Origin of the sequence: Aliihoeflea aestuarii, from assembly GCF_024105665.1 — a bacterium.
Taxonomy (GTDB): Bacteria; Pseudomonadota; Alphaproteobacteria; order Rhizobiales; family Rhizobiaceae; genus Aliihoeflea; species Aliihoeflea aestuarii.
On record NZ_JAAAMK010000009.1, the window covers coordinates 74,818 to 94,027 of the forward strand.

The following is a 19,210-nucleotide window of genomic DNA, read 5'->3' on the forward strand; positions in this document are numbered from 1 at the left end:
GATGAAGCTTATGGTGCGCTGCAAATAGCCTTACGACCAGATGAGAATGTGACTGCGGACATGATCGGGGATAACGAATTGTGAGACAGCGTTAGTATCCCTTCTGTCGAAGCGGGCTCGCCCGAGCCGCAAACCCGTCATTTGTATGCTGCACTGCGATAATCGTGCGGTAACGCGATCAGGACACCGGGCTTGTCTGCGGACGCCCGCGAAGCTTTCCGATCATGCCCCATAGATCGCGCAGCAGCGCGCGTTCGGTCAGGAGGATGAGCACCGCATAGACGGTCGCACCGACGGCGCCGCCGATGATGATCTGGATCACCGCGCCGAAATTCATCTCGCTCAGTTGCTCCAGCAGGAAGCGTACCGCGAGCGCCATGGCAAATGCGCTGAGCATGGGTCGGCAGGTGACGACGAAGTTGCGCAGGAACGGCAAATCATCCGTCCGAAACACGGTCCAGCAATAAAAGACGAGCGTGATGGCGTTGGCGATGCACAGCCAGATCATCGCCGATACGAGGCCGCCGGATATCGCGCCATAGGTCACGGCGGCGCTGACGAGCACGGCACGAGCAACGGCCACCCACCACAGGACATGGCTTTTCCCGACGCCTTTCAGATACGGAATATAGGTGCTGCACGGAGCCAATATGCCCTTGGAGAGAGCCAGAAGGCCGAGCACCGGCCATGCCCAGGCCCATTGCTGCCCGAAAATGACATACATGCCCGGCTCGGCGATGGCCCAGATGCCGAACATCAGGGGCGCGAGGACGAGACTGCAGACCTGCGTCGACAGGAATAGCGCGCGCGTGCGCCGCTGCCGGTCGTCGGCGATATGGCTGAACGTGGGAAAGAGCACCCCCATCAGCGCGGCGAGAACGACCTGGTTCGGGATGCTTGCGAAGCGATTGGCCGCCGAGTACGCGCCTGCCTCCGCAATACCCAGAAATCGCGATACGATCACGAGTGGCGACTGAAACGTGATGAAGTTGAATATCTCCGAACCCATCAAACCTGCACTGTAGCCCCAAAGGGCGCGGATGCGCTCGAACGAGAACATCAGGCGCGGCCGGTAGCCGGTTGCGTAGAACAGCCCGATAAGCCGAAGCGTGGCGGAGATGAAAAGCTGAGCGACGAGCGCCCACAGCCCCCAGCCGGCAAGCGCCAGCACAACTGCCGATACGGCTCCGACGGATTCCGACAGAACGCTCCAGAACGCGTCCCGGTCGAAGGCCATCCGCCGCGCCAGCAGCGCATAGGCGACGTCGCCGCAAAGCTGGATCGGAATTATGAGGGCCATCACCTTGACGACGCCGCCGCCGCCAGGCGCGCCCAACAATGCGGCGAGCGGCTCGGCAAAGACGTAGAGGGCCACGGCCATCACGATCGCCATCGCGACATTCGCCCAGAAAACCGAATGCACCGTCGTTTCGTCCTGCGTGCGTTCGACGACCAGAGCGGCGGCCAGACCCGCGCCGCCGATCATGGTGAGGAACAGAACGACCAGTTGCGCGACGGCGACGATGCCGAACTCTTCCGGTGTCAACAACCGGGCAAGGATCGGGACGGTGACAAATTTCAGCCCGAATGTGCTGGTCTTCGACAGCATGCTCCAACCGACATTGTTGGTCACGGTTCTGAGCGAGATCACTGGCGGCATCGGGCAGTCTTCTTTCTTCGTGGTCGCAAGCTCATACAATTTCGCGCCACCGACATGCATCCGGCGCATCTTGCGTCCCACCGCCCGAGTGGCGGCGTGAAGCGCGGTTCCTCCCTAGTCAGCAAAGGCGCACCAAGATGACGAAGTGCAGCGTGGTCATCCCCTATTACCAACGCGACGCGGGCATATTGCGCCGCGCTCTCGTCTCGGTGTTCGCACAGTCACACGCCAATTTCGACATCATCGTGGTCGACGACGAATCTCCCTGCCCGCTCGAGCCCGAACTCGACGGCTTCAGTGCCCAAGAGCGCGCTCGAATCCATATCGTGACCCAGAAGAACGCTGGCCCGGGCGCGGCCCGAAATGCCGGTATGGACGCGGTTGCGGCCGACAGCGATTATGTTGCCTTCCTCGATTCAGACGATGAATGGACGCCCGATCATCTCAAAATCGCGGTCGATCACATGTCACGTTTTGAGGCCGACTGTTATTTCGCGTCGATTTCGGGCGGTGACGCGTTCTACTACCACTTCGGCGTGTCCGCGCTTTCTGACGTGACCAATATCGTACGGCTCAATGACGAGCCGCCGATCGTCGAAATTCCGGACATAGCCAGCGTCATGCTGCGGAACTGGAGCTTCATGCATCTTTCGGCAATGGTGATCGGCGCGAGGCTTTTCCGCACCACGCGCTTCGAGGCGAGCCTGCGCCTCGCAGCGGAGGATGTGCTCTTCTTCTACGAATGCGTGCGCAATTCCGGCCGGACGATCCTTTCGGACGCCGTCGGTGCGACGCGCGGCGAAGGCATCAACATCTTCCACGGCGTCGACAGTGCCTCGCCATTGTTCCTGAAGCAGCAGTTCAACACCTGGGCAGCGCTCGACCGGCTCGGCACGCGCTTCTCGCACGGTCCGGACGATCGCGCCTCGATCGAGGCGTACAAGCAGACGGCGCGCCAGCAGGCTCTTTGGGGGCAGGCGCGGCTGGTGCGGAACCGGCGCGCGCCGCAGTTTCGCCAGCTCGCCCACTGGGCATGGCGCGACCCGCGCATCGTGACGAGCGCGATGCGGCTGGCCGTCGGAAAGCTCCTGCCGAAGGCCGCTCAGCGATGACGCCATTCTACTGGGAATCCGCACACGGCAATTTCGGCGACGACCTCAATCTCTGGCTCTGGGACTTTCTGCTGCCGGGCTTTCGCAGCGTCGCGGACGACGTTCTGCTCGTGGGCGTCGGCACCGTGCTGAATGCCAGCCTGCTGCCCGAACAGGGACGCAAACTGGTGATCGGCAGCGGTTTCGGCTACGGAAAAGCTCCCGACATGACCGGGTCCGATTGGGACGTGCGCGCACTGCGTGGACCATTGACGGCCGCAAAGTTCGCGTATGATCCGTCTTTGGGCATTGTCGATCCGGCCGTCATGGTGACCGACATGCCCGAATTCCAGACGATCGCGAAGACCGGCGGAGCCGTGTTCGTTCCCCATTGGGAATCGACGATCGGCGGGCTTTGGCCGCAATTATGCGCCCTTGCAGGGATCGGCTACGTCGACCCTTGCGGCGAGGCCAAAAACGTCATTCGGCAGATTGCGGGTGCCGATCTCGTCATCGCCGAATCCATGCACGCGGCGATCCTGGCCGATGCGTTCCGCGTACCCTGGGTCGCCGTGTCGACATCCGACAGCATCAACAGCTTCAAGTGGAACGACTGGGCACGATCGCTCGGCCTGACCTATGTGCCGCGCCGCATACCCCTTTCATCGCGCGCCGAAGCGATCACCAAGGGGGCCCGTTTCTGGGGTGTCGACTACGCCGAGCGGACGCATGCTGCGGCGGCAAGAGATGACGATATACTCGTCGAGGACCTTCGCAAGACGGACGCAGCGAGCGGCTTGCGGGGGGCGACCAAGACCCTGCTTGGAAGCCCTGCCGCGTTCGCGTTGTGGCGTGCCGCCCGCGCAACACCGCAACTGAGCGACGCGGCTGTCTTGCAGGCACGCAAGGAGCGCCTGCGCTCTGTCCTCGATGAGGTGCGCCGCGACTATTTCTGAGCCGTGACACGCCCGGCGAGCAGATAACGCGGAGGCTCCACTTCGCGAACCGGCGAGCCTGCCCGACGGCTCTTTGCCGCATGCCATTTGTCCGATGCCACACCGGCGATGACGGCCGGCATCGCGAGCGGGCGCAGCATCATTCCCGCTGCCGCGCCGAACAAGCCGGATTGCGCCTTGCGATCGAGGAAGTTTCGCAATTCGTAACGCGCGCGGATATGGCGTTCGTGTCTGCGCAGGATTTCCGCGTCCTGCTTGCCAAGCGGAAGAGTTGCGAGAATTTTCCTGTCGGCCTCATAGAGATGCTTGAGGTCAAGCGTACGATGCCGGCCGCTCAGCGAGTCCGCGCGCACGGTTGCACCGTATCCGCAATGGCGCACCACCTTGTAGCGTGCCCCAAACGCCAGTGCGCGGGCATAGAGATCGAAATCCTCGCCAAGCCGCAAAGACGGATCGTAGCGAAGGTTGTGCCGGTTCAGGAAAGACCGGCGCATCACCGGCTTCAGGAAGCCGATTTCGCCTCGTTCCGCACCCTTGCGCGAGATGTTGCCTTCGATGAATTCCTTGAAACCGACGAAAGACGGTTCGGGATCGAATACCGGAACCTGTGGCATGCTTTCGGCAAGGCGCTCATCGAGAAACAGGATGTTGTCGGCGACGAAATCCCAATCCTCGCCATCCAGCATGAAGTCGAACCGACCGGAAATGAAGAAATCGTCGGCATCGAGGATCGCAAGGAACGGTGCCGACGAATTCTCGATCGCGACATTGCGGGCATGCGCGGGTCCGTGATTTTCAGGCAGGCGCAGGACACGCAGCCGGCCGGACCCATCGTCGGCCGAGCGTGCGGCATTTTCTGTCGCATCGTCGCGTGATCCGTCATCGACGACGACGACTTCCGCCACGCGTGCCTCGGCAAGAGCTGATGAGGTTGCCCGGGCGATCGTCGCGCCGGCATCCTTGGCCGCGATGATTACGCAGACATCGGCATGAGGAGACTGTTCGCGACGTGGCGCCATGCTGACCATTCCTTCCCGGCCCGATATCAGGGCCGCAGCATATGCGCTTTAGCCGTTCGAGAGCGAGACATCGATCAGAACTGTGGCGAGACGTTGCAGAAGAAAAGGTCGGTGGTCAAAGACGCCGGGAGTCCGGCAAGCCGCCGATGCGGCCTGGTTTCGTCGGGCTGGACGGGTCGGAACTGGGCACTTCGGCGCGCGCGTCCTGCGCAGAACGCTTACCTTCGGGCTTTTCGCGCGCCACGAGCCAAAGAACGGCCACCGCATAGCCCGCCTGGATCAGGACGGCGCAAATGAGCGTGTTGATCAGGGTCGTGGCTACGGATTGCGTCAACGCATACGTCACCACCGCGAAAATCGCGATGGCCACCAAGAACCCGCGCAGAAACAACGAGAAAGACATTCTCCACCCTAAGCAGGCAACCGGACATGAACCATTTCGGCAGGACTTTTGATCAGTCTCTTGCCGAATCCGTTACAAAGCCGCAGCGCACTTTTCCGACCTATAATGGCTCCTGCCCTGCTCCGCAATTGAAACCTCACATCAAGCAAATGTTATGCTGCAATGCGATAAATCAAGATGAATGTATTCGAGCATGAAATTTTATCTATTTCTGATAGCATTATTAAATTGAGATATTTAGAATTAATTTCTATGGAACATAGAGAAATACAGCACAATTAAATGCAATTAAAGATCGGCATTTATAGTTGAAATCCAGATTCTGAAGCCAGCAAAATCCCTTATAATTACCAATAGTTACAAATTATGATGCAATTTTGGCCAGATGTCGGATTGTGAGCACAGATTACCCTTATCCCTCTCCGGCGATTCATGTTGCAATGCAAAGCGACGATCGCCTGCGTCCAAGCTTGGAGAGCCGAATGAAACCCGCCCAACGTGCGCTCACGCAAGGTGAGAAGCCCGACCTTGCCCGAGACGAACTCCCGGCGATCGGTGGCGTATGGAAAAGGTGCTTCGATGTTTGCGGTGCACTTGCCGGCCTGATTGCGCTGAGCCCGCTCCTGCTGATGCTGGCCGCCATGGTCAAGCTCTCGGACGGCGGCAGCGTCCTTTACCGCCATGGTCGCATCGGACGAAACGGCAAGGTGTTCGACTGCCTGAAATTCCGCACCATGGTGCCCAATGGCGACGAAGTGCTGGCCGCGTATCTGGCCCAACATCCAGAAGCCCGCGAAGAATGGCTCGCCACGCGCAAGCTCAAGGACGACCCCCGCGTCACACGTCTCGGCGTCGTGCTGCGCAGGCTCAGTCTCGACGAACTGCCCCAGATACTGAACATCCTTCAGGGCGACATGAGCATCGTCGGCCCGCGCCCTGTGGTGAAAAAGGAACTGGAACTCTACGGCAAGGCCGCGAGCTACTACCTGAATTCGCGGCCCGGCCTGACCGGCCTTTGGCAGATAAGCGGCCGCAACGACGTCTCCTACGACCAGCGCGTCGCCTACGACATGCACTATGTCGAGAACTGGTCGATCGTCTTCGACATGAAGATCATTTTGCGGACCGTGCCGGCAGTTTGCATGGCTCGGGGCAGCTACTGATGCGGATTCCGTTGGTGCGCGGCCTTGCCGGCGCTCTTTGCGTTCTGGCCGGCTCGGCTTCGCTCGTGGTCGCCGAACCTTACACGCTCGGCACGATGGACAAGCTCAACATTCGCATCGTCGAATGGCAGACGGCAGAGGGCACCGTACGAGACTGGTCCTCGATCAGCGGCGAATATGTCGTCGGTCCGTCCGGCGTCATCTCGGTCCCGATCGTCGGCGAGATCGAGGCCGACGGCCGGACGACCGCCGAACTGGCAACCGAAATCGGCGACGCTTTGCAGCAAAAGCTCGGTCTCATGGACCGCCCGGAAGCCTCCGTCGAGCTTTCGGAATACCGGCCTTTCTTCCTGGCCGGCGACGTGGCGACGCCAGGGCGCTACCCGTTCGATCCGGATCTGACCGTGCTCAAAGCGGTCAGCATTGCAGGCGGCATGCGCCGCTCGTCGCAGACGGGGATGCGCGTAGAGCGCGACTTCATCAACGCAAGCGGCGACGCCGAGGTGCTTCGCGCCGACCGCGCCCGCCTGATCGCCAAGAGAGCCCGCCTTCAGGCCGAAAGCGCCGGTCGGATGGAAATCGAGTTTCCCGACGAGTTGGCAGATACCGAGCACGGGCAGAACCTGATCGAGGACGAGACGGCTTTTCGTCAAGCGCGCGCCGAACGCCTTGAGCGCCAGCTTGCTGCCTTCGACGACCTCACGGAACTTCTGGAAAACGAAATCGTCGCGCTCGAACAGAAGACCAGAAGCCAGAACGAACAGATCGAACTGGCGCGCAAGCAATTGGCCGGTATCGGTGACCTTGCCGACCGTGGCCTCGTCGTCAACGAACGCGTGCTTTCGATCAGCCGTTCGATTGCCGATCTCGAGGGCCGGGTTCTCGACATGGAAACGGCGGCACTGCGTGCCAAGCAGGACATCGCTCAAGCAACGCAGGACGCCAACACGCTGCGCAACGATCGCGACGCCGAAGTCGCTCAGGAGCTTCAGCAGACCGAAGCCAATCTCGAAGCGGCGAACCTGAAAATCCTGACCAGCAACAGCCTGATGCAGGAGGCGCTCGCAATCGCGCCTGAAGCCGCGGGTGCGGCCGGCGCGGTCGAACCGGACATCACCTATTCGATCGTGCGCGAAGTCGACGGAGAGTCGCGCGAAATGCCGGCCCAGGAGCAGACGCCGGTACTGCCGGGCGATGTCGTCAAGGTGAAGATCGAACCTGTCGCTGCATCGGCCTTCGAGCCGCGCAGCTAGGACCAGCCGATGCGCATCGCCAAGGCAGCGCTGATCACGCCGGAGCGTAATTTCGCCTATGGCCTGACCGCGATTGCGCTTTCGATCTTCGTCTTCGCGTATTCGACCCGTTTCGGCCAGATATCGATTTTGGTCTTCTATGCCCTCTGGCTGCCACTGGTCCTGGTCGACTATCGCCAGGTGCTCGGCAACTATGCGCGCTATCACTGGATTCTGGCATTCGGCGCCTTTGCGTTGCTTTCGACCTTCTGGTCTCTGTCGCCCGGCACGAGCGCGCGCGCCAGTGTGCAATATGCAACCCACATCGTCTGCGCCCTCATTGCAGCACGCGTCATCGGCGCGCGAACGCTGAGCTACGGCATGGTCGCAGGGACCGCGCTCGTGCTCGCCTACTCCTTTCTCTTCGGCGGGTATCATTTTGACCCGCTCGACGGCACCTATAGCTTCGTCGGCGCCTTCTCGTCGAAGAACCAGCTCGGCTTCTACGCGTCGCTCGGCGTTTATTTCGCTTTTGTCGTCGCCTTTCTCCTGCGCGCGCCCGTCTTGGTAAGGCTTGGCGTGATCGCAATCGGCGGTATTTCCGCCTACGCGCTCGTCGCCTCGCAATCGGCAACGTCGCTGATCGGCATCGTTCTCACGCTCGCCGCAATGTGCGCAATGCGCCTGGTGCTGATGTTCTCGACCGGTACACGCAAGATGATATTTGTCTGTGGCGCGATCCTTGCCGTCACGGGGATTTTCATTGCGCTCAACGCCGGAGCGCTCGATGCCGTGCTCGCCATTTTCGGAAAAGACGCCACGCTGACGGGGCGGACATATCTGTGGTCCGAAGGTCTGGCCTCGATCGCACAGGCCCCGCTGCTCGGCGTCGGCTATCAAGGCTATTGGGTCCAGGGCTTCGCAGAAGCCGAGCGGTTATGGGCCGAATTCTACATCGCGACGCGGACCGGCTTTCATTTCCACAACACCTATATCGAAGCGCTGGTCGAACTGGGTGCAGTTGGCTTCATGCTGATCTGCGTGCTGATCGGCCGCGTTCTTTTCGCTCATCTGGGACGGCTTCTGTCCCATGCCAGCGATCCGTCGGCTTACATCCTCTTCGGGCTGGCGGTGCTGCTTCTCATCCGCTCGTTCGTCGAAGTCGACATTCTCTACCCGTATACGATCGGATCGTTCCTAATCTACTACGCGGCAGGCCAGTGGGCGCTCCGCCCCGCGCCCGGGCAGGATCGGGCAAACACTCCGCCGCTCGGTGCCGCTTATGTCGGCGTGCCGTCAAGACCAGTCGCATCGCCTTGACGACAACAGGCCGTTCAGGTTCCGGAACCCGGCGTCTATAGTGCGATCGGAAACATCGCAGCGGCGATGGTGCGGGTGGTCGGAATCGAACCGACACTCCTTTCGGAACCGGATTTTGAGTCCGGCGCGTCTACCAGTTCCACCACACCCGCACGGTGCTGCCCCTGCATGCAACATGCTCAAGGGGTGGTCGACCGCTCCTATACAACAGCTGCCTGACGAATTCTAGGTTTAAGTTGCGTTGTTAATAACCCCGACATTTCAGCATATTAGCGGCCTTTCGCTCCATGACATGCTGCTCACCGCCCAGTCGTCACAGGTCTCTGTGAGCGAGGCATCTCACCGGCAAAGGCCGGGTTGGAGAGGATGCTTCGAGCAAGTTCGTCCGCTGACCTGTCGCTGCCCAAAACGAGGCTCGATTGACGGGCCGCTTCCCTGCGTGATCCGGGAATTGGTCTGCACATGATCTCAGGTGTCGGCGCTCGATTGGCACAGCGCACAAAGCGCCCTGTTACGGTCGTTCTGTTCGTCACCGCGCTTGCGGGCAATTCATCCATCGCAGCGCAGAATAAGGAACTATGGGAAGAACATCAGGACCGGCTCCTGCGCTGCAGCGAGCCGCTTCGACCACCTGAGTGCTCTATCGAGTTCATGACCGGTGGCCGAATTTTAAGCGACTGCGACAAGGTCGATTGCGGTCCGGTAGCATCACGGTCTTGCGGGCGGCGGGCGGCTTTGCCATACGGGGCGGGCATTCAAGCTCACCGCCTCTTCTCGGGGCCATCCGGTCCGGCTCGACCGGGTAGATCTCCCATCGCCGATTCGGACGGTTTCATGATCAGACGCCTTTACGACTGGACGATGTCTTTCGCACGCACGCGCCATGCCGAACGTGCGCTGGCAGGCGTATCCTTCATCGAAAGCTCGTTTTTCCCTATTCCGCCAGATGCGCTCCTCATTCCCATGGTCCTGGCCGAGCGACTGCGCTGGTTGCGCTACGCGCTGGTCTGCACGATCGCGTCCGTGCTGGGCGCGCTCCTCGGCTACGTGATCGGCGCGTGGCTGTTCGACGCCATCGGAAGGCCGATCCTCGCCTTCTACGGAAAAGAAGATTCGTTCACGCAGGTCGCCGACTGGTACAACACATGGGGCGGCTGGGGCGTGCTCTTCGCCGCCGTCACGCCCTTCCCCTACAAGGTGCTGACGATCTTTTCGGGCGCAACCGGCCTCAACCTCGTCACCTTTGTGATCGTCTCGATCATCGGGCGCGGCTTTCGCTTCTTTCTGGTCGCCTGGCTTCTCTACCGGATCGGCGAGCCGATTCGCCTGTTCATTGAAAAGCATCTCGGCCTTCTTTTCACGGCATTCATGGTATTGCTGATCGGTGGCTTCGTCGCCATCCGCTACATGTTCTAGGGCATCGCTCCATGTCTCTCGCCTCTCCCGTTGGCCGCCTCCAACATTTCGCGCTTGCCTTTCTGGCGGTGGCTATGACGGTGACGGTCGGCACTGCACTCGGCTTCCAGCATCTGGGCGGCTATATTCCGTGCAAATTGTGCATCGAGCAGCGCACGCCCTACTATATCGGCATTCCGGTCATCTTGGCGGGCCTTGCAGCCGCTCTGGCGAAAGCGCCCGCCTTCCTCGTCCGCGCGATTATCCTTGCGGGCGCATTGCTGATGACATGGAGCCTTTATCTGGCGGTCTTCCATGCCGGCGTCGAATGGGCGTGGTGGCCGGGGCCGACCGATTGCGGCGTGGCGGTCATGCCCTCGACAGGCGGCAACCTTCTCGACGCGCTCGACAGTGTCGTTCCACCCTCCTGCGATCAGGCGGCGGGGCGTTTCATCGGCCTGTCGTTTGCCGGCTGGAATGCGGTAGCGAGCTTCTTCCTTGCCGCCATCGGCTATGTCGCGGCGTTCAGGAAGGCGTGAGTTCGCGACCCGAAATTCGTCAGTGTGAGTCGAAAATGGTGGCCTGCGAGAACCGGAGCGGAGCGTACTTTCGGACGTGAGCACCGGAAGCGCAGCACGACGCTGTTTGCAGGCCACTCTGGCGGATTTCCCTCACGGCTCCAGTTCGACATCCCAGTAGAGATAGTCCATCCAGCTTTCGTGCAGATAGTTGGGCGGAAAGAGCCGTCCATTGTTGTGCAGATCATGGACTGTGGGCTGATAGGGCTTTTGCTGCGGCCACATCCTGGCCTCGCGCGGCAACATGCCGCCCTTCTTCAGATTGCAGGGCGAGCAGGCGGCGACGACGTTCTCCCACGTCGTGGCACCGCCGCAGCGGCGCGGAATGACATGGTCGAAGGTCAGATCCTCATGCGTGCCGCAATACTGGCACTGGAAACGATCGCGCAGGAAGACGTTGAACCGGGTGAAGGCGGGGTGGCGCGAGGGCTTCACATAGCTCTTCAGGCAAACCACGCTCGGCAGCTTCATTCGGAAGGACGGCGAGGAAACCGCGTGCTCGTACTCCGCGACGATGTTGACCCGATCGAGGAACACGGCCTTGATCGCGTCCTGCCACGACCAGAGCGACAGGGGATAGTAGCTGAGCGGGCGATAGTCCGCATTCAGCACCAATGCAGGCAAGCCATCCGGCGAGACGGCAACCGTCAAGACCTCACCTCCATGCGTCAGCAGCGATCATGCGCATAATCTACGCCTGTCGTGACAAGGATGTGAAGCGGCTTGTTGACGCGGCGTCACTTATCCAGTCTTCGTTTCGCGCGCCGCATCCTGCGGAGTGAGCACCGCATCGGCGCTGCGGCCCATCGTTGCGTGATGATAGGCCCAGAACAGGCGCGCGGCCACGCCGCGCCAGGGCGACCACGCCTCGGCAATGACATGAAGGTCCTTTTCGCCCGGCCGCTTGTCCATGCCGAAGGCCCGGCCGACCGCATTTTGCAACGCCACGTCCTTGACCGGAAAGATGTCCGGGTGCCCTGCCGAAAAGAGGAGATAGATCTGCGCCGTCCATGGGCCGATGCCGTGAAGCTGGGTCATCTGCGCGATCGCGTCCTCCGCTTCGAGCAGGCAGAGCGCGTCGAGATCGACCGCGCGCCCTTCGAGAGCCCCCGCCAGCGACAGGATCGTCTTCTGCTTGGGCCGCGAGAGACCGGCAGTTCGCAGCATGTCCTCACCGCCTGCCAGAATCGCCGCCGGCTCGATCGGATCGGCCAATGCGCTGAGCTTGCGCATCATCGATTGCGCCGAGGCGCGCGAGACCTGCTGCGACACGATGATGGAAACGAGGCTCGCAAAGCCCGGATCGCTACGCCGAAGCGGCACCTCCACAGCCGTCTCGACGACGGCGGCAAGCCGGGCATCGGCGGCCACGAGCGCCGCCAGCCCTTCCGAAATATCGTCCAGCGTCTCGATCCGGCGCATCGGCTTTGTCCTTGTTCCTCGCCTCCATGCAGCGTAGCAATCGGGTGAACCCTCCCGCAATGATGAGCGCGAATGCCTCGACCCGTCTTCCGCTTTGCGCCGAGCCCCAACGGACCGCTTCATCTCGGCCACGCCTATTCGGGCCTTCTCAATCACGATCTCGCGCGTGAGGTCGGCGGCCGCTTCCTCTTGCGCATCGAGGACATCGATCGCGACCGGTGCCGTCCTGCATTCGAACGCGCGATCCGCGACGACCTCGCCTGGCTCGGCCTCGAATGGGAAGAGCCCGTGCGCCGGCAATCCGACCATTTCGCGGACTATCGGGCCGCGCTCGACCGGCTGATCGAGGAAGACCTCGTCTACCCCGCCTTCCTGTCGCGCGGCGACGTGCGCGACTATATCGCGGATGAGGAAGCGCAAGGAACCTCGTGGCCGCGCGACCCCGATTGCGCACCGCTTTATCCGGTCATCGAGAGAAACCTTTCCAGACGCGAACGTAACGCCCGGATGGATGCCGGCGCGCCCTTCGCATGGCGGATCGACATCGACGCCGCGCTTGAACGCCTTGCGGGACCGCTCGACTGGCTGGAAGACGGCGCGGGCCCGCAGGGCGAAACCGGTATGATCGCGGCGAATCCGAGGGCATGGGGCGACTTCGTGATCGCACGCCGCGATATTCCGACGAGCTATCAACTGTCGGTCGTCATCGACGACGCGCTACAGGGCATTACCCATGTGGTGCGCGGGAGCGATCTGTTTCACGCGACGGCCGGCCAGCGGCTCCTGCAGGAACTGCTGGGCCTGCCCGTCCCGGTATATTTCCACCACGATCTCGTTTTAGGCGAGGACGGGCGCAAGCTTTCCAAAAGCCGCGGCGACAGCGGCCTTTCGGACCTGCGCCAGGCCGGGATGACGCCGCACGACATCCGCCGGATGGTTCACCTGATTTAAAGCCGCAGGCGCGTGGCCACCGCCTTGATCGCGGTAAGCGCGACGATGGCGGCGCATGCCCCGGCCGTGCCGTAGATGATCCCCATCCGCAAATCGCGAAATACGTAGCCGAAATGGTTGCCGATCCCGATGGTGAGGAAGAAGCCTGCGGCAAGTACGAAGGTATTTCCCACCGCGCCGAAACCGTCCTCCCCAAGGATCGTATCGAGGAAAAGGCCGAGCAGAAACGACAGGATCACGACCGACGCCAGCGCCAGCGCCATCCAGATGAAACTCAGATTCATAAGCATGCGATATCCTTCCCTGTTCAGGTCAAGGATGCGCCCCGTCTGCAATCACCCGCATCGAGGCCAAACTGCGCTTCAATTCTTTCGATTTGCTTGAACGGACGGCAGCAATTAGAGCGGCTGGTAGTCCTCCAGCGAGACTTCGATGCCCTTCCTCATTCGCTTTGCGCCCGTCGCCTTCGTGCTCCTGTGGTCCACCGGTTTCATAGGCGCGCGCTACGCGATGCCATGGGCGGAGCCTTTCGCCTTTCTGTCCGTGCGCTTCGCGCTGACAGTGCTCTGTCTTGTTCTGCTGCTGGTGGCGATCTCGTGGCGTCCGATGAAGCCGGTGCAGGCCATCAATGCGATGGTCGCCGGGGCCTTGATCCACGGCGTCTATCTGGGCGGCGTCTTCTGGGCGATTTCGCGCGGCATGCCGGCCGGGCTGTCGGCCCTCGTCGTCGGGCTTCAGCCGCTCGTCACCGCCATTCTCGCTTCCGCCTTCCTCGGCGAAAGGCTGACGGTGCGTCTGTGGACGGGCATGGCGCTCGGGCTTGCCGGCGTCGCGATCGTGCTGGCACCGAAGCTCGGCTCCATCGGCGGCGTGACGGGCGCCACATTCGGCGCCTGCATCGTCGCGACGCTTGCCATCAGCGCGGGAACGGTCTGGCAAAAGCGCTTCGTGGCGAGCGGCGACCTCGTCATCGGCACCATCTGGCAATATGTCGGCGGATTTGCGCTCGTGCTCGCGGCGACCTTCGCCTTCGAAACGCAGACCTATGAATTGACCGGCGAACTCGTCTTCGCCATGGCCTGGCTGGTCATCGTCCTGTCGCTCGGCGCGATCTTCCTGTTGATGTATTTGATCCGCGAGGGCGAGGTCGCCAAGGTCGCCTCCCTGTTCTTCCTCGTGCCGTCGGTGACCGCCGCCATCGCGTGGGCGCTCTTCGGCGAGGAACTCAACCTCGTCCAGATGGGCGGCATGGCCTTGACCATGATGGGCGTCCTGATCGCGACCCGGCAGGGTCAGCCGGGAACGCGGGCGCGCGCCTCGAAATAGCGTTTCATCGCTGCGTTCAGCTCGCCGCCCATGATGAAGATCACGGAGACGATGTAGAGAAACACCAGCGCGATCATGATCGACGCCAGTCCGGCATAGGTCGACGCATAGGATGAGAATTGCGACAGATAGTTCGCAAAGAGCGTCGAACCGACGATCCAGCCGATCAGCGTGAAGATCAGGCCCGGCACGATGTCGCGAAACCGGCGACGGCCGGCCGGCAGCCAGAAATGGACGGCCGCAAGCCCAACCACGATGACCAGCGAGGCGACGATGAAGCGCCACAGCGTGATCGTGCCGGTATAGGGATCGAGCCAGGGCGCATTGCGTTGCGCGATCCCGGCAATCAGCGGCGCGACGACCAGCAGCGCCGAAACGACGACGAACCCGACCGTCGCGATGAAAACGAAAGCCAGGCTTTGCAGGCGAAGGGTGAAGATCGACCGGGTCTCGCTCACGCGATAGGCGCGGTTGAGCGAGACGCGCAAAGCCTCGATGCCGTTCGAGGCGAAGAATGCCGCGATGACGACGCCGATCGTCAGGAAGTCGCCGCGCGGCACGGTGAGGACGTTCGTCACCTCATGTGCGATCGGTCCCGCGATCTCATCCGGCCAGGTGTCGAAAACGAGATGCACGGCCGTATCCGCGAAGGCTTCGGCACCGAGAAAACTCGCCAGCGACGTCGCGAAAATGAGGAATGGGAAAAGCGCGAGCAGGGACGACAGGGCCAGATGGCTCGCCATCGCCCAGCCGTCGTCGTTGTTGAAATGTCCGAGCGCATCGTAAAGCACCCGTTTGGTCGCGACGATTTGTCGGATCATCGGCGGTCCTGCAAAGACATCGGCCAATTCTGCCTCGGAGCGCTTCTGCCACATAGGGTCAAGCTACGATTCCCGCCAGCTTTCGGTTTCAATTTATAGCGTCGTCCTTTCCCGAAACTCACCGGGTGAGGCAATCGGCCGCCGCTACTGGAAGATTGCGCGGGTGCGGTCCATAATACATCACGACGACTTCTCCAATCCCCATCCGCCGTCGGGAGCCACAGGCCACGGCATTCCTCCGATCGGAATCATCGATGTCCACCGCCTTCAACGTCATCGCCGTTCTCTTCATGGTCGCGGTCGCCTTCGTGCTCGTGCGCGGGCTGATCAACATGATGAGGGGCGGCTCCGGCAATACGTCCAACAAGCTGATGCAGGCACGCGTCGTCCTCCAGTTTCTCGCTTTGGTGTTCGTGCTCCTCGCGCTCTACTTCTCGCGCCAGTCGGGAGGCTGAATTGGTCGTTCTCAACCGCATCTACACACGCACCGGCGATGATGGAACCACGGCGCTGAGCAGTGGCGAACGCCGCCCGAAATACGATTTGCGCGTGTCGGCCTACGGCACCGTCGACGAGGCGAATGCCTGCATCGGCATGGCGCGGCTGCATACGGCTGCCGCCCATAGCGACATCGACGCGATGCTGCTGCGCATCCAGAACGACATGTTCGATCTGGGCGCCGATCTGGCGACGCCGGATACGGGCGAAGAGCTTTCCTACGAACCGCTGCGCATCGTCGCTTCGCAGGTGGCCCGCGTCGAAGCCGACATCGATTTGTTGAACAAGCGGCTGACGCCCTTGCGCACCTTCGTGCTGCCGGGCGGTTCGCCCGCCGCCGCCGCGCTGCACCTTGCCCGCACCGTCGCGCGCCGCGCCGAACGGCTGATGGTGGAGCTGTCGCGCGTCGAGGGCGAGATCGTCGGCGCGGACGCGATCCGCTACGTCAACCGCGTGTCCGACTTCCTGTTCGTGGCGGCGCGCGCGGTCAACGATGACGGCCAAGCCGATGTGCTTTGGGTTCCCGGCAAGAACCGCTAGAGGGTCGGGACCTGCTGATTTGATAAAAAGGGCGTTTCAGATGGCAAGATATGCGAGAAAAAGCCCGAAGAGCGGGGTTAGTGCCCCGGTCGAGGGGTTTGACGAAGCAGGTCGGCGCCATCTGAAACGCCATTTTCAAATAAGCGGGTCCTGACCCTCCATGTTCATCCCGCTTCACGACGCCAACCATCTTCGCCACATCAAGAAGCAATATGTCACCATCGGGCTGATCGCCGCGAACGTCATCGTCTATTTCCTGACGGCGGCGGGCGGCTGGGAGGCCGCGCAGGCAGCCGCTTTCTCCTACGGCTATATTCCCTCCGTCGCGTTCGACTATGCCGACCTGCCGCCCGAGCTGGAGGCTGTGCCGGGTATCGCGACCTACATCACCTACGCCTTCCTGCACGGCGATATCTTCCATCTGGGCGGCAACATGCTCTTCCTGTGGGTCTTCGGCGACAATGTCGAGGACGCGATGGGGCACTGGAAATTCCTGCTTTTCTATCTTGTCTGCGCGGTGGCCGGCGCATGGCTGCACGGCGTGATGGCTCCCTTGTCCGACGTGCCGCTGATCGGCGCGTCGGGCGCGGTCGCGGGCATCGTCGCCGCCTATCTCCTGTTGCATCCGCGCGTGAAGATCTGGATTCTCGCCTTCGCCCGCATCCCCTTGCGCATCCCGGCGTGGATCGCGCTTGCCCTTTGGATCGGCTTCCAGTTCGTGATGTTCGCCATCGCCGGTGAAGACCAGATTTCATGGGCCGCCCATATCGGCGGCATCGTCGCGGGCGCGGCGCTCGTCACCGTCCTGAAGCGACCCGAGGTGCCTCTGTTCGACCGCAGCATCGTGACGCCGGATGCTGTCGTGACGGACAATTCCGCCGAGCGGATCGCGAGCGACGTGCATCGTCCGCGAGGTCCCTGGGAGCGGTGACATTTCAACCGTTTCGACCCGCCATGCCCATATTGACGCCTATTCCGGCACGAACTAGGGTCCGCCGCGATTGTACCGGGGCCGCGCCTGATGGCGCACCGCCCCGGGATGTCGATTTCAGACATGTGCGTCGGATCGGCTTTGCTAATGTGTCCGCTCGCACAAACGGAAAGGTTTCTCACGCATGAAGGTTCTGGTCCCCGTCAAGCGGGTTGTGGATTACAACGTCAAGATTCGCGTCAAGTCGGATGGGTCGGGCGTCGATCTGGCCAATGTGAAGATGTCGATGAACCCGTTCGACGAGATTGCCGTCGAAGAGGCGATCCGTCTCAAGGAAGCCGGCAAGGTCGAGGAGATCATCGTGGTCTCGATCGGCCCCCAGCAGGCGCAGGAGACGATCCGCACGGCGCTCGCGATGGGCGCGGACCGCGGCATTCTCGTCAAGGTCGACGAGACGACCGAGCCGCTGACCGTCGCCAAGATCCTGAAGGGCGTGGTGGACCAGGAACAGCCCGGCCTCGTCATTTTGGGCAAGCAGGCGATCGACGACGACGCCAACCAGACCGGCCAGATGCTGGCCGCGCTGCTCGGCTGGTCGCAGGGCACGTTCGCCTCGAAGGTGGAACTTGGCGACGGCTCGGCCAAGGTTACGCGCGAGGTCGATGGCGGCCTCCAGACGATCGATTTGAAGCTGCCGGCCATCGTGACCACCGACCTGCGTTTGAACCAGCCGCGCTATGCCTCGCTGCCCAACATCATGAAGGCCAAGAAGAAGCCGCTCGACGAGAAGTCGGCCGCCGATTTCGGCGTCGAGGTGGCGGCGCGCCTCAAGGTGTTGAAGACGGAAGAGCCGGCCGGCCGCAAGGCAGGCGTCAAGGTCAAGGACGTGGCGGAACTGGTGTCCAGCCTCAAGTCCGCCGGCGTGATTTGAATTTAGAGGGATAGGAGAACACGAAATGGCTATTCTTCTGATTGCCGAACACGACAATGCCACCCTTTCCGACCAGACGGCCAAGGCGCTGTCGGCCGCCAGCCAAATCGGCAGCGATGTCGACGTGCTCGTCGCCGGCAAGGGAGCGCAGGCCGCAGCGGACGCGGCAGCCAAGCTCGCCGGCGTGCGCAAGGTTCTGCTGGCCGAAGCCGATGAACTGACCGAGCGCCTCGCCGAGCCGCTCGGCGCCCTGATCGTCAAGCTCGCCGACGGCTACGACGTTATCGTTGCGCCCGCGACGACCATGGCCAAGAACGTCATGCCGCGCGTTGCGGCGCTTCTCGACGTGATGCAGATTTCCGAGATCACGGACGTCGTCTCGGCCGACACGTTCAAGCGCCCGATCTATGCCGGCAACGCGATCCAGACGGTGCAGTCGAGCGACGCCAAGAAGGTGATCACCGTGCGCACGGCCTCCTTCCAGGCGGCCGGCGAAGGTGGCTCGGCCTCCATCGACACGATTTCGGCAGCCGACGATCCGGCCCTGTCGACTTTCGTCGAGAACCGGATCGCTGAATCCGACCGTCCCGAACTGACCTCGGCGAAGATCATCATCTCGGGCGGGCGCGCGCTCGGCTCGAAAGAGAAGTTCGAGGAAGTCATGCTGCCGGTCGCCGACAAGCTCGGCGCGGCGGTCGGCGCGTCCCGCGCGGCGGTCGATGCCGGCTACGCGCCGAACGACTGGCAGGTCGGGCAGACCGGCAAGGTCGTCGCACCGGAGCTCTACATCGCCGCCGGCATTTCCGGCGCGATCCAGCATCTGGCCGGCATGAAGGACTCTAAAGTCATCGTCGCGATCAACAAGGACGAGGAAGCGCCGATCTTCCAGGTTGCCGATTACGGCCTCGTGGGCGATCTCTTCACCATTCTGCCGGAGCTCGAAAAGGCGCTCTGACCGGCCGATCGCGAATTG

Annotated in this window: 21 protein-coding genes and 1 tRNA gene; 14 read left to right on the forward strand and 8 right to left on the reverse strand. The window is 62.0% G+C overall.

The window, feature by feature from the left end; translation table 11 throughout:
* Positions 1–178 precede the first annotated feature (178 nt).
* Positions 179–1,660 carry a lipopolysaccharide biosynthesis protein gene (locus GTW25_RS16420; RefSeq protein ID WP_252913298.1) on the reverse strand — a complete coding sequence of 494 codons (1,482 nt, stop codon included), beginning with the start codon at positions 1,658–1,660 and terminating at the stop codon, positions 179–181.
* Positions 1,661–1,797: 137 nt separating this feature from the next.
* Here GTW25_RS16420 and GTW25_RS16425 point away from each other — a divergent pair, with 137 nt between their 5' ends.
* Positions 1,798–2,772, forward strand: a complete 975-nt coding sequence (locus GTW25_RS16425; protein WP_252913299.1) for a glycosyltransferase family 2 protein — start codon at positions 1,798–1,800, stop codon at positions 2,770–2,772.
* A complete protein-coding gene (locus GTW25_RS16430; protein WP_252913300.1) occupies positions 2,769–3,707 on the forward strand; it encodes a polysaccharide pyruvyl transferase family protein in 939 nt (312 codons plus the stop codon). The genes GTW25_RS16425 and GTW25_RS16430 overlap by 4 nt, the downstream gene beginning before the upstream one ends.
* Here the strand turns inward: GTW25_RS16430 and GTW25_RS16435 are convergent.
* Positions 3,698–4,726 carry a glycosyltransferase family 2 protein gene (locus GTW25_RS16435; RefSeq protein WP_252913301.1) on the reverse strand — a complete coding sequence of 343 codons (1,029 nt, stop codon included), beginning with the start codon at positions 4,724–4,726 and terminating at the stop codon, positions 3,698–3,700. The genes GTW25_RS16430 and GTW25_RS16435 overlap by 10 nt on opposite strands.
* Positions 4,727–4,841: 115 nt before the next feature.
* Positions 4,842–5,096 (reverse strand): exopolysaccharide production repressor protein, encoded by a 255-nt coding sequence (locus GTW25_RS20520; protein WP_308206267.1) that lies wholly within the window; start codon positions 5,094–5,096, stop codon positions 4,842–4,844.
* A gap of 515 nt (positions 5,097–5,611) precedes the next feature.
* Here GTW25_RS20520 and GTW25_RS16445 point away from each other — a divergent pair.
* From GTW25_RS16445 to GTW25_RS16455, 3 genes are read left to right on the forward strand one after another with little or no spacing between them, the layout of a single operon-like run.
* Positions 5,612–6,292: a sugar transferase gene (locus GTW25_RS16445; RefSeq protein ID WP_372493210.1), complete on the forward strand. Its 681-nt coding sequence runs from the start codon at positions 5,612–5,614 to the stop codon at positions 6,290–6,292.
* The gene (locus GTW25_RS16450) at positions 6,292–7,545 is read left to right on the forward strand and encodes a polysaccharide biosynthesis/export family protein (RefSeq protein ID WP_252913302.1); all 1,254 of its coding nucleotides are present in this window, start codon (positions 6,292–6,294) and stop codon (positions 7,543–7,545) included. Before GTW25_RS16445 ends, GTW25_RS16450 begins: the two co-directional genes overlap by 1 nt.
* 9 nt (positions 7,546–7,554) lie before the next feature.
* A complete protein-coding gene (locus tag GTW25_RS16455; protein ID WP_252913303.1) occupies positions 7,555–8,844 on the forward strand; it encodes an O-antigen ligase family protein in 1,290 nt (429 codons plus the stop codon).
* A 67-nt stretch (positions 8,845–8,911) separates the two neighbouring features.
* On the opposite strand, the gene GTW25_RS16460 is transcribed toward GTW25_RS16455, so the two are convergent.
* Positions 8,912–8,996 (reverse strand) — tRNA-Leu (locus GTW25_RS16460).
* 682 nt (positions 8,997–9,678) lie between these two features.
* On the opposite strand from GTW25_RS16460, the gene GTW25_RS16465 reads away from it, so the two are divergent.
* Entirely contained in the window at positions 9,679–10,260 is a 582-nt protein-coding gene (locus GTW25_RS16465; RefSeq protein WP_252913304.1) for a YqaA family protein, read from the forward strand.
* A gap of 11 nt (positions 10,261–10,271) precedes the next feature.
* Positions 10,272–10,778: a disulfide bond formation protein B gene (locus tag GTW25_RS16470; RefSeq protein WP_252913305.1), complete on the forward strand. Its 507-nt coding sequence runs from the start codon at positions 10,272–10,274 to the stop codon at positions 10,776–10,778.
* A 132-nt stretch (positions 10,779–10,910) separates the two neighbouring features.
* On the opposite strand, the gene GTW25_RS16475 is transcribed toward GTW25_RS16470, so the two are convergent.
* A complete protein-coding gene (locus GTW25_RS16475) occupies positions 10,911–11,468 on the reverse strand; it encodes an HNH endonuclease (protein ID WP_252913306.1) in 558 nt (185 codons plus the stop codon).
* 90 nt (positions 11,469–11,558) lie between these two features.
* A complete protein-coding gene (locus GTW25_RS16480) occupies positions 11,559–12,239 on the reverse strand; it encodes a DNA-3-methyladenine glycosylase family protein (RefSeq protein WP_252913307.1) in 681 nt (226 codons plus the stop codon).
* A 72-nt stretch (positions 12,240–12,311) separates the two neighbouring features.
* Between GTW25_RS16480 and gluQRS the strand changes: the two genes are divergently transcribed.
* Complete coding sequence (gluQRS, locus tag GTW25_RS16485; RefSeq protein WP_252913308.1) at positions 12,312–13,190, forward strand: tRNA glutamyl-Q(34) synthetase GluQRS; 879 nt, start codon at positions 12,312–12,314, stop codon at positions 13,188–13,190.
* Here the strand turns inward: gluQRS and GTW25_RS16490 are convergent.
* The gene (locus GTW25_RS16490; protein WP_252913309.1) at positions 13,187–13,480 is read right to left on the reverse strand and encodes a hypothetical protein; all 294 of its coding nucleotides are present in this window, start codon (positions 13,478–13,480) and stop codon (positions 13,187–13,189) included. The two genes, gluQRS and GTW25_RS16490, sit on opposite strands and share 4 nt — an antisense overlap.
* Before the next feature lie 142 nt (positions 13,481–13,622).
* On the opposite strand from GTW25_RS16490, the gene GTW25_RS16495 reads away from it, so the two are divergent.
* A complete protein-coding gene (locus GTW25_RS16495) occupies positions 13,623–14,516 on the forward strand; it encodes a DMT family transporter (RefSeq protein ID WP_252913310.1) in 894 nt (297 codons plus the stop codon).
* Here the strand turns inward: GTW25_RS16495 and GTW25_RS16500 are convergent.
* Positions 14,483–15,337 (reverse strand): YihY/virulence factor BrkB family protein, encoded by an 855-nt coding sequence (locus GTW25_RS16500; protein WP_252913311.1) that lies wholly within the window; start codon positions 15,335–15,337, stop codon positions 14,483–14,485. The genes GTW25_RS16495 and GTW25_RS16500 overlap by 34 nt on opposite strands.
* Positions 15,338–15,591: 254 nt before the next feature.
* Between GTW25_RS16500 and GTW25_RS16505 the strand changes: the two genes are divergently transcribed.
* From GTW25_RS16505 to GTW25_RS16525, 5 genes are all read left to right on the forward strand, one after another.
* The gene (locus GTW25_RS16505) at positions 15,592–15,792 is read left to right on the forward strand and encodes a twin transmembrane helix small protein (RefSeq protein ID WP_252913312.1); all 201 of its coding nucleotides are present in this window, start codon (positions 15,592–15,594) and stop codon (positions 15,790–15,792) included.
* Position 15,793: 1 nt separating this feature from the next.
* On the forward strand, positions 15,794–16,375 hold the full coding sequence (locus GTW25_RS16510; protein ID WP_252913313.1) for a cob(I)yrinic acid a,c-diamide adenosyltransferase: 582 nt from the start codon (positions 15,794–15,796) through the stop codon (positions 16,373–16,375).
* 160 nt (positions 16,376–16,535) lie between these two features.
* Complete coding sequence (locus tag GTW25_RS16515) at positions 16,536–17,306, forward strand: rhomboid family intramembrane serine protease (RefSeq protein WP_252913314.1); 771 nt, start codon at positions 16,536–16,538, stop codon at positions 17,304–17,306.
* A 184-nt stretch (positions 17,307–17,490) separates the two neighbouring features.
* Entirely contained in the window at positions 17,491–18,237 is a 747-nt protein-coding gene (locus tag GTW25_RS16520) for an electron transfer flavoprotein subunit beta/FixA family protein (RefSeq protein WP_252913315.1), read from the forward strand.
* 25 nt (positions 18,238–18,262) lie between these two features.
* Positions 18,263–19,192 carry an electron transfer flavoprotein subunit alpha/FixB family protein gene (locus GTW25_RS16525; protein ID WP_252913316.1) on the forward strand — a complete coding sequence of 310 codons (930 nt, stop codon included), beginning with the start codon at positions 18,263–18,265 and terminating at the stop codon, positions 19,190–19,192.
* Positions 19,193–19,210: the final 18 nt, after the last annotated feature.